The sequence below is a fragment of the Petrotoga halophila DSM 16923 genome, from assembly GCF_002924615.1.
In genome coordinates, this window is the sequence record NZ_JALY01000160.1 from 1 (window position 1) to 9,851 (window position 9,851).

General features: G+C 31.8%; 12 protein-coding genes. 7 read left to right on the forward strand and 5 right to left on the reverse strand.

Features of this window, described 5'->3' with window-relative positions; translation table 11 throughout:
• Positions 1-323, forward strand: a 323-nt coding sequence (locus tag AA81_RS07735; RefSeq protein ID WP_146050363.1) for a transposase, incomplete at its 5' end; no start/stop codon positions are given.
• 134 nt (positions 324-457) lie between these two features.
• Positions 458-1,288, forward strand: coding sequence for a hypothetical protein (locus AA81_RS07740; protein ID WP_103078688.1), 831 nt, complete (start codon positions 458-460; stop codon positions 1,286-1,288).
• 321 nt (positions 1,289-1,609) lie between these two features.
• On the opposite strand, the gene AA81_RS07745 is transcribed toward AA81_RS07740, so the two are convergent.
• Together AA81_RS07745 and AA81_RS07750 are read right to left on the reverse strand one after the other, a co-directional pair.
• Positions 1,610-1,972, reverse strand: coding sequence for a hypothetical protein (locus AA81_RS07745; protein WP_103898714.1), 363 nt, complete (start codon positions 1,970-1,972; stop codon positions 1,610-1,612).
• A gap of 157 nt (positions 1,973-2,129) precedes the next feature.
• Complete coding sequence (locus AA81_RS07750; protein WP_103898715.1) at positions 2,130-3,125, reverse strand: Rpn family recombination-promoting nuclease/putative transposase; 996 nt, start codon at positions 3,123-3,125, stop codon at positions 2,130-2,132.
• A gap of 455 nt (positions 3,126-3,580) precedes the next feature.
• On the opposite strand from AA81_RS07750, the gene AA81_RS07755 reads away from it, so the two are divergent.
• Positions 3,581-4,162: a hypothetical protein gene (locus AA81_RS07755; protein WP_103078685.1), complete on the forward strand. Its 582-nt coding sequence runs from the start codon at positions 3,581-3,583 to the stop codon at positions 4,160-4,162.
• Positions 4,163-4,211: 49 nt separating this feature from the next.
• Entirely contained in the window at positions 4,212-5,231 is a 1,020-nt protein-coding gene (locus tag AA81_RS07760; RefSeq protein WP_103898716.1) for a type II TA system antitoxin MqsA family protein, read from the forward strand.
• Between the two features lie 196 nt (positions 5,232-5,427).
• On the opposite strand, the gene AA81_RS07765 is transcribed toward AA81_RS07760, so the two are convergent.
• From AA81_RS07765 to AA81_RS07775, 3 genes are all read right to left on the reverse strand, one after another.
• Positions 5,428-6,000: a LysO family transporter gene (locus tag AA81_RS07765; RefSeq protein WP_103078683.1), complete on the reverse strand. Its 573-nt coding sequence runs from the start codon at positions 5,998-6,000 to the stop codon at positions 5,428-5,430.
• Complete coding sequence (locus AA81_RS07770; RefSeq protein WP_103078682.1) at positions 5,997-6,269, reverse strand: LysO family transporter; 273 nt, start codon at positions 6,267-6,269, stop codon at positions 5,997-5,999. Before AA81_RS07770 ends, AA81_RS07765 begins: the two co-directional genes overlap by 4 nt.
• Positions 6,270-6,485: 216 nt before the next feature.
• On the reverse strand, positions 6,486-7,367 hold the full coding sequence (locus tag AA81_RS07775) for a DegV family protein (RefSeq protein ID WP_103898717.1): 882 nt from the start codon (positions 7,365-7,367) through the stop codon (positions 6,486-6,488).
• Positions 7,368-7,623: 256 nt separating this feature from the next.
• Between AA81_RS07775 and AA81_RS07780 the strand changes: the two genes are divergently transcribed.
• The 3 genes from AA81_RS07780 to AA81_RS07790 all read left to right on the forward strand — a co-directional run.
• A complete protein-coding gene (locus AA81_RS07780; RefSeq protein WP_103078680.1) occupies positions 7,624-8,688 on the forward strand; it encodes an ERCC4 domain-containing protein in 1,065 nt (354 codons plus the stop codon).
• A 39-nt stretch (positions 8,689-8,727) separates the two neighbouring features.
• Positions 8,728-9,585, forward strand: coding sequence for a damage-control phosphatase ARMT1 family protein (locus AA81_RS07785; RefSeq protein WP_103898718.1), 858 nt, complete (start codon positions 8,728-8,730; stop codon positions 9,583-9,585).
• An 18-nt stretch (positions 9,586-9,603) separates the two neighbouring features.
• The coding region (locus tag AA81_RS07790) for a NifB/NifX family molybdenum-iron cluster-binding protein (RefSeq protein ID WP_211292676.1) at positions 9,604-9,851 on the forward strand (248 nt) is incomplete at its 3' end.

Below are 9,851 nucleotides of genomic sequence, written 5' to 3' on the forward strand. Positions count from 1 at the left end.
TTCAAGCCTACGGATTGGTACTTGAGTTTAAAAAGATGTTCGATTACAAGAAACCTTCTTATGCAGCTAAGTATTTTAAACGATGGTATGAAAAGGTAATGAAATCAAATATACCTGAAATGATTAAAGCTGCTAAGACTCTTTTAAATCACATAGAAGGTATCTTGTTGCACATAAAAACGAATATCTCTAACGGTAAAATAGAAGGTATGAACTCTAAACTTAGAGGATTTACTAAAAGGGCTTTTGGTTTTAAAACATTAAAGAATTTAAAAATCACTATCTTTATTGCCCTTGGTAAACTTAATTTAACTCCAGCTTAATTACCCACTATTTTCGTGATAGAACCAAATTTTTTTAATCACAAGAAAAGTTCTCAGAAAACCAAGCGATGTACATTTTGAAAATTTAAAACGTATCAATAATTATACTTTTATAGATAATGGAGGGGGAAAAGGTGAATCATCTGATGGCTAAAATAAGAAAAAGAGGTAATGATAATAAATATAGAAAAATAACATCCGATGATAATTTTTATTATAAATTACCTGAAGATTTAGATAATCCAATTGAGTATTTACCAGATCACAATTTAGACGAAGATTCTTGGTTCGCTATATCTGAATTTTCAAAGAAACCATATTGCCTTGATATTCTAAAAAACAATTTTGAGTCTGTTGAGTATTCACAATTAGAAAAACTTGAAATAGATAAAATAGATTTTATTTTTTCATATCAAGATAAGAATGAATATTACTTTCAAAGAGTGTTAAACTCTCATATTCTAAGTAAAAAGTTATTATATCTTGGAGATGCATTTAAATTCAAAGAAAATACTAAATTTATAGTAATTAATGATATTCCGGATGCTATTTATTTAAAAAATCAAGATAAACTATACTTCAAAAAATTAACCTCTATAACCTCAATATTTAAAGGGATAGAAGAATTATATAGAGAAGCAACTGAGGAAGAAACAAAAGAATTTTTAGAACAAAGCTTCATATGCCTTGATCAGGGATTTTCTTCTAAAAATGTGAAAAAATCAAATAGAAAAAGAATTGCTATGGCAATGAACACAATGAAAAATTTTAATAGTGAGGAAAAGAAAAAAATATTTGATTACATTAAAGATTATTGCCCTGATTTAGAGAGAAAAAAAGGCGCATTTGTCGTAAGAAGCGATGAAGATTTAAAAAGTATATTGTATGGAATTGATCAAAGATATTACACAACACCTGTAAAAAATGAAAAAAGAATAGCAAATTCAATAATACCTATTAATTAGTCATTTAAATAGGTAAAGAAGCATTCCTGTAAATAAAAAAGAAAGAATTTGAAAAAAGGAACTTCCTTATAAAATAAAAATAAAGATGTAGAGACTAATTTTCGTTCAGCGGGCACTTTTTTGGTACACTTTTCGTTTGGTAAGTGCAAAAGGAATTAATTGAAAAACCTTCTCTAAAAGATGTATCCAAAGTCTATGCCACAACTTTGGGTGAGTTTGTTTGCTTAGTTGGCGGAGGTTAATTTTATAATGGATTAAAGTTGAAGATTAAAGTAAAAAAATGGGGATAAATCCCCATTTGATGGTTATGATTATTGTTTTTTAAAAGGCATGTTTTAAGTGAATAATTCCTTGGTTAATTTGATCTATACTATCTTCCATATTCTTTTTGTTGTTAGAATGTGAAATAATTTTTGCTTTTAATAAGCCCCAATATAATTGAATAGTTTTACTCAATTTTTCTTTTTTTAATAGAGTTATTGGGTTTAATTTGCCTCTTTCTATAAATTCCTGATATTCGCTTAAAACCTGGATAGTTTCATTAAGAGATTGTTCTATGGAGTCTCCATATAACATTAGACCCATGGAGTATAGGTAAGTATAGTAGAGTTTTTCTTTTGTATCGTGGTATAGAATTAAGCCCGAATCTTTGCTTAATTTGTAGGCCCCCATCACCTTAAGCATTACAAACTACCCCCTTCTTTTCAAAAAGCAAATAGAAACTTTGAAGACTCTAGAATTTAAGAGATAGCGCCCTTTCACTCCCTCTTTTAAGGAAGTGGGAAAGGGCTTCGCTCTGTAACACATCCAAAAATATCAGCTAGTGTTTAGCTTACTACCATTATTTCAATATTTCTTTTAGGTCTTCTATGGTTATTTCTAACAAATTGTCTCCTATGTAATCAATCGTTTTTTCATCTGCTTTTCTTATTTTCTCTTTTAACTCTTTGGTTAATTGGTTACCGAATCTTTTGCTTAGTAATCTAATTTCAAATTCTTTTCTTTCTTCAAGTTTTCCTTCAACTTTACCTTCCAATTTACCTTCTAATTTACCTTCGTTTCTCAACTTTTCAGCTATCGTCATAACTATTTCACCCCTTCCAGGCATTATTTCTTTTTGTACCTTTAATATCTCCTCTATCGTTACATCTTCCCTTACGTTTAATAAGTAGATCATACACTCTTCAAACCATTCATGTACCTCTTCTTCTGGTAGTTGTTTTATGTATTCAAATACCCTTCTTAATCTTTCTTTAAATTCTTCTTTGGTCATTGCCGTTCCTGCTCTCATTGCTTCTATTGCAACTTTCATCGCTGTTAATCCTATTATCCTTTTTTTCCTTTTGATCGAGAAATCACATATTTCATATCGGTATGTAGGTAAGTATGTTTTTAGTTCATTTGGTAAATCTTCTATCCCTTGTACCATATTTAATAAATTCGTTTCTACGTTCCAGATTTCTCTTCCATGGTATATTACTATCGGTATTATTATCGGTACCTTTTTTGTTTTGGGATCGTATTTTTCTTCCCATATGCTCGTAATGTATCTCAACAGTTGAAAGATTACTTTACCTTCAATGTAGCTTTTATGTTCCATCAGAATGTATATGTATCCGTCTTGTCCATTTATCTTTGTTTTGTACAACATATCCGAGAGGCTTTCTTTAAGTTTTTCATCTACATGACTGTTGTTTTCAGGGGTTAAATAATCTAAGTCTACTATTTCTACAGCTTCTTGAGGTAGATAATTTTGTAAGAAGTCTCGAGCTATCTTTTTATCACTGAAAATCCATTTGAAGAATCGATCGTGAGGATTGTGCACTAATTCGTTCATAGCTGGCCTCTCTTTTTTGTTAGATTTGTGTTATTCAACTTAATTATACCATATGTTTTTGAAGGTGTGCTAACTTATTACTCAACTAGCATATAATAAGTTTTATAGCGCCCTTTCCCCGCTGCCCACCCGTGAAAAATAAGAATCTTTGTTAGCGCTCTTTAACCCCTCTCCCCTCCCACAAGGGAAAGATTCTTTTAACTTTTCATCCCCCTTCCTTCTAAGGAAAAGAGCCTCTTGTCCATTCACCCCACAGCACGCCTGCGTTTATTCTTTCATAATTTATCAAAATTGACTTCTAAAAGGTTTAGTGTTTTAAAATTTTAAAACAAGAAAGGTAATGGTATAATAAGGATGGTCAGTAAATGTTTTTGGGAAGAAAAACTATAATTCCGTATAATCATTCATTGTGTTAGAGATAGATATTCTGATAACAAAAAGGGGTGTATATCAAAATGTCAAAAAGTCCAAAGAAAAAGAAGGAGAATGAAGTTGGCGAGCAAAGTATGAGTAAAGATTCTTATTCTACAACTCAGGTAACTTCTATTCAACAAAAAATTCAACAGGAAAAGGAATACCTGCTTTCTGTTCTTAATTTTGATGAGCATCTTCGTGAACAAGTTGAAGAGATGTTTAATATTAATCTTAAAGGTTTCCCTGCGGGAGAGGAACCAATGATCTTTTGCACAGCCGTATTTAAAATAGGTAACGCAGAGTTAGCAATGAGTAAACTCGAAAAGCTTAGTGATGTGTGGCTTGTAGATATAAATGAGGAGAGAGCATATTATATATGGACAAGGCCTTATCCTAAAGGGCACTGGAACCCTATAAGTAAAACGCCGGGAGCCCGACAGATTATTGGAGAAGTTCAAGTGAATTTTGACAATACGCTTACACTTGAAACAAAAACCAAGAGCTGGATCACACAACTTATTCATCTTATGATAGGTGTGTTAGGCGAAGATATAAGACTCATTAATTTGGAATTTGAAAGCCCTTCAGATTTATTAAAGAAAGCAATTGATCAAAAGGAGTAGCTTCGCTTTACTTGATTCCCACCCATAAGTATTGAGGAGGGTGAAGGAAATGTATGAATTGAAAAAACCAAAAGAAAAGTTGTTTTGTGAGCAATGTGGAAAATTGGTGGGGTATAAAACGATAAAAAAGAAAGAGAATTATAACGTTAAGAATTACCCTATTGAAGTCGAACGGACTGTTGCTATATGTGAAGAATGTGGGGCTGAGTTACTTGAACCATACTATGAGAATGAGAATTTAAAAGCAGCATACAGAAAATATGCTGAATTGAATAATTTGGTGTTACCGGAAGAGATCAAGGAAATTAGAAGTAAGTATAATGTCTCTCAAACATTATTTGCTTTGATTTTAGGTTTAGGAGAAGCTACTATACAACGTTATGAGATGGGTTCGTTACCAACTAAAGTTAATAGCGATTTGATTAAGAGAGTTTCCGAACCAGTTGAATTTTACAAAATTTTAAAAAGTAATAAAGATAATATTCCCGATATCGAGTATAAGAGGATCTTAGGAAACATTCAAAGAATTCTTAAAGAATTTGAAAATAAACTCGAAATTCAAGAATTGGAAAAAATTCTGTATATTAAACATCCTGAAATAGATATTGAAAAAATGAAAGGTTTAATAGCTGGTTTATTTTATTATTCAAAAAAATATTATCATAAGGATTTTTTATACAAAACCGTCTTTTTTAAATTGCTATGGTTAGTTGAAAAAGAATCCAAAAAAGTTCTTGGCAGGCAAATTGCTAATTTGAAATTTATTCATTATAATTATGGCCCAATTCCTAAAGGAGCAAAAAATGAAGAGGGCGTTCTTTTAGATTATTTGATAAAGACGAATTTAATAAAAATGAATATCGATTTTTCTGAAATGTTTTTGCAAGAGACATATAAGATTGGTTTGGTAGATCAAGCTCCTTTAAGGAATTTAACAGATGAAGAAAGAAGGGTTGTAGAAAAAATTGTTAAAAATTATGGAGGATTGAGCGCTAGAAAATTAGTTGAAGTATCACATAATGACGTGGCTTATAAAAGTTCAAATTATGATGAAGAGATAGTGATTTAGGGTCAATCTTTTTATGGATATATCTGATCTATAACAATATACCACCCTATCACACAAATTCTGTACAGCGAGCTTTATAGCGCCCTTTCACCCCGCTGCCCACCCCACAGTTAGCCTACAGCCTACCCATCTAAGGAAGGAAAATTAGGGCTTCGCCTCTTTACCCACCCGTTTAAGGAAAAAAGCTTTACTTTTTCTAAAAAATCATTGTTATGAGAATTGGAACGGAAAGAGAAAGTATTACTCCTTGTCCAAAGGCTATTAGAGTAGTTTCTTTATCGGTGCTTTTTGCTATTACTCCAAGCATTGTGTCCATTGAAGTGGCTCCTCCAATTGATGCTGCTCCTAGAGGAGACCATTTAGCAACTAAAGGAATTAGAACTATTGCTAAAATTTCTCTAATTACATTTGCAGTGAAAGAAATGGCTCCTAGAACAGGAGAGTAAAGATTGCTGATCATAACCCCTGAAAGAGAATACCAACCGAATCCTGCAGAAGCGCCTAGTGATTCTTGTAAATTCAAGTCTGTAAAGAATATTGCCAAAGAGCCAAAAATAAGACTTCCTAATATAGTTAAAATTGATTGAAAAAGTATATTTTTCATGTTGACTTTTAATTTTGAGAGTATCTTTTCTTCACTTCCTATGTCAACCCCAACGCTAAAAACTAAAAACATTAGTAAAATAGTAGTTAAATTGTTCGGGATATTAATGTTAAAATAGATACCGGATATTATTCCGGCAATAACTGCAGATAATAGCAATATCATTTAGTTTTCTCCTTTTTAAAAAACTTTTCATAAATAGAAGTGAAAAGAATGCTTCCAATAATGGAAAACACTGCTATGTATAAAGCTGTGAATCCAATTTCTTTAATTTGAAAAAACAAAGTATCATCGTTGCCAATTTCATAACCCATGAAAAAGAGCAACAAAACTGTTGACCATAAGACAGGTTTAATTTTTTTCAACCATTTTAGCCATCCTTTTAATCCTAAGAAAAGACCAAATAAAAAAGCTATAAGTATTCCAACCATCATAATGGATCACCTCGTAGTTAATTCTCAAGCTTTTTGGAAAACTTTTCAATTTTCATTTCTTTTTTTCGTTTCTTCTTTCTTTTTAAAAGTTATTTGTTTTGATGTAAGCTGTCGTTAGTCTTTATTTAGCGCCCCTTCGCCCGCTGTCCACCCGTGAGGAATAAGAATCTTTATTAGCACTCTTTAACCCCGTAGCCTGCCCTACATCCTTTTGTTTTATTCTTCTTCTAATTCTGTGAAGCCTATTCCTATTGCCCCAGGCCCAGAATGAGCTCCAATTACTGCTCCCAACGTACCTGAGTATATTTCACCTTCATAGTTTAGCTTTTCTTTGAGTTTTTCTATCATGTATTCTTCGTCTTCTTCACACATGGCGTTCCTTGTGGAGATAATTACCTTTTTAGGATCTTTTATTCTATCTGAAATTATGTTGACCATTTCTTCTAATGATTTTCTTCTTGATCTAACTGCTTTTATTGGCTTTACTACTCCATTCACAAATTCCATTATCGGTTTTATATTTAATAGAGTGCCGACGAACTGGGTAGCACCACCTATTCTTCCACCGGCTTTCATGTATTTTAAGGTTTTCACAGTGAATATTGTACTAGTTTTTTTGATAGATTCTTTAGCTATTTTGGAGATTTCTTCAAAAGCTTTTTCTCCACTTTTGATCATTTGCGCGATTTTTATTTCCAAAGCAGCCTGACCACATGTACAGGTTCTTGTGTCTATTAAGGTTATTTTTGAGTCTTGGTATTTATCAGTGAAATCATTTTTTGCTATGTAAGCATTTTGATAACTTGCAGATAACTCACTTGATATTGTTGTAGCTATTATCTCTTTGAAACCTTTATCATATTTTTCTTTAAAAGCGTTGAACCAATCTTCTGGATTTGGTGCCGCAGTTTTTGGGGCTTTGTCTGGATTTTCAGCCATTTTCTTGTAAAATTCTTCATCAGAGATATCTTTACCTTGAATAAGATACTCTTTCCCATCAAAGGTTATGTAAAAAGGAATTTTGACGATATTATATTTTTCAAGAATTTCTATGGGTAAATTACTTGCAGCATCAACTATCTGTGCTATTTTATGCATAAAAAATCCTCCCCTAAAAAGTTTTTTCAACTATAATTATATATCAATTCACCTTATAAATAGAAATGAACTCGAGATTAATCACTCACTATTTTCATGATAGAAGCCTTTTGTTATAGAAATCATATTCGTCATGAATAAAGAAAAATTTTCAAAAACCGCAAAATCAATTTTGCAAAAACTGAAAAATATTATAAAATTAGATATAGAAAGAAATACTGAGTATTTTCTTTTTTGTAAGAAAGGTGAATAATCGATGGGTTCTTTTTTATGGGTTCTTGAATCAACAGAAAAATACAGATTTCCTTACAGGGTAACTATCAGAAAAGGAGAAAAAATAATATTATCACTATTCGTCCAGGACAAATGGCCAGGTGCTGGTAAGCATATCTTTTGCATGAGAGACACAGAAAAACCATCGAGTAATTACCAAGAGATTGAAAGAGTTCCTATTATATCAATAAATCGCTACGGAAAAAGGTTGTCTGTAGTTCTTGACAGAAAACAAAACAAAAGATGCGACTTTCTCTTTTTAAAAAAGAAGTATAAAAATAAAGAAGGAGAATACGAACAGATATTTTGGAGAACGGAACAAGGACTAAAAGAACATCGCCCTAAAGTTAAATTAACAGCAAAAGGGAATCATCATCTTCATATATTGATCGACATAAATGAAAGATATCCATGGAAATTTGCCAATTGTAACGTTGAAAGAGCGCAGCTCAAAGCCGGCGATTATGCCTTGCTAAGTGAAAGCGGCATAATAGCGGTTGCTGAAAGAAAAACCTTTACCAATTTTATTGGAGACATTGGGAATTTGCCTCTTCTACACATGAAGCTTGGTGAATTAGCTAAATACAAACATTCTTCTTTCGTTGTTGAAGCAAATTACTCCGATTTTTTGAATCCATGTAAGCTGAAGGTGTACACACCATCCTATTTGTCTAAAGTTTTAGCTGAGATTTTTGCTTATCATCCTGGGTTTCAAATAATATTTGCTGGAAACAGGAAATTAGCAAATGAATGGACTTTACGGTTCTTTCAAGCGGTCATGTCACATGAAAAGGATAACATCCCAACTATTGTTTCAGAAGTGGCATCTAAATATGAAACTAAAAAAGATTTTACAGGGGGTATGTACTACGATATAAGAAGAGAAATACTTGAAGCTACTGAGGATACTTTCACTATAAATGAACTTAGGAAAAAATTCCCATTAACTTCTGATACTAAGATCAGAAAAGTGTTGAGCGATCTCAGAGAAGAAGGTTATATAGAAAATTTTGGCAAAGGCAAAAAAAGTGTGTGGAAAAAAACTTAGATTAACTAAGAAAAAATAAAATGTTGGAGGTTTTATTACTTGAAAATCGAGTATGATTGTATTCCATGTATATATAGACAAGTTCTTGAGGCAAGTAGAATGGCAGTCGGTGAGAACAGAAAAATTATTAGAGATATTTTGAATGAATATGCTCGAATGATCCCAGATATCACCGATGATGATTCTGCTCCTGAAATAGTTACTAGAATTCAAAATTATATAAAACAAAAAACAGGAAAGGACGATATATATTTAGAATTCAAAGAAAAAAATATAAAAGCTGCTCAACAATACTATCCAACTATAGAAAAGTTAGTTAAAAGTTCAGAAGATCCATTATTATCGGCTTTGATAATGTCAGCAGTTGGAAATTCTATAGATGCGGGGGTTAGCTTAAACGTTGATATAGAGGATAACGTCAAAAGAGCAATTGAAAACGGGTTTTCACATAGTGATTACCCCTTTTTTAAAGAACAATTATCTAATGCCAACAGTATACTAATTATAGCTGATAATGCGGGTGAAGCTGTTTTTGATAAATTACTCATTCAAGAATTATTGAAGTATAAAGTGAATCTTACTTATGCGGTCAGAGACAAGCCTATTTTAAACGATGTCACCATGAAAGAAGCAAAGAATATAGAAATTGATAGATACTGTTCTTTAATTTCAAGTGGATGCGATACCCCTGGAATAGTATTAAAACACTCAAGTAAAGAGTTCCTACAAATATTTTCAAATGCAGATATTATAATCAGTAAAGGTCAAGGAAATTTAGAAGGATTATTGGATGAAAGTAGACCTATTTTCTATTTGTTAAAAATCAAATGTGATGTTATTGCAAAGAGGTTAAACGGTGGTCTAAAAACAGGCAATTTTGTCTTCAAATATTACTAAAATATAAGGAGAGATACTATGAAGATAGCATTAGGCATAAAAGGAAACAGTGTAAACAAAGCACATTTTGGAATATCTGAGAAATATAGGATATACGAATTAGAGAATGGCATGCTGAATTTTTTTGAGGAAAGAATTAACGATAACTTTACTCAGCACAAACATTCAGAAGTTGAAGATATAATGAAAATCCTTTCGGATTGCAATGTTTGGGTAGCAAAGTCCATGGGGAAAAAGTCCAAAGAAGTAATCATGAATTTAGGATA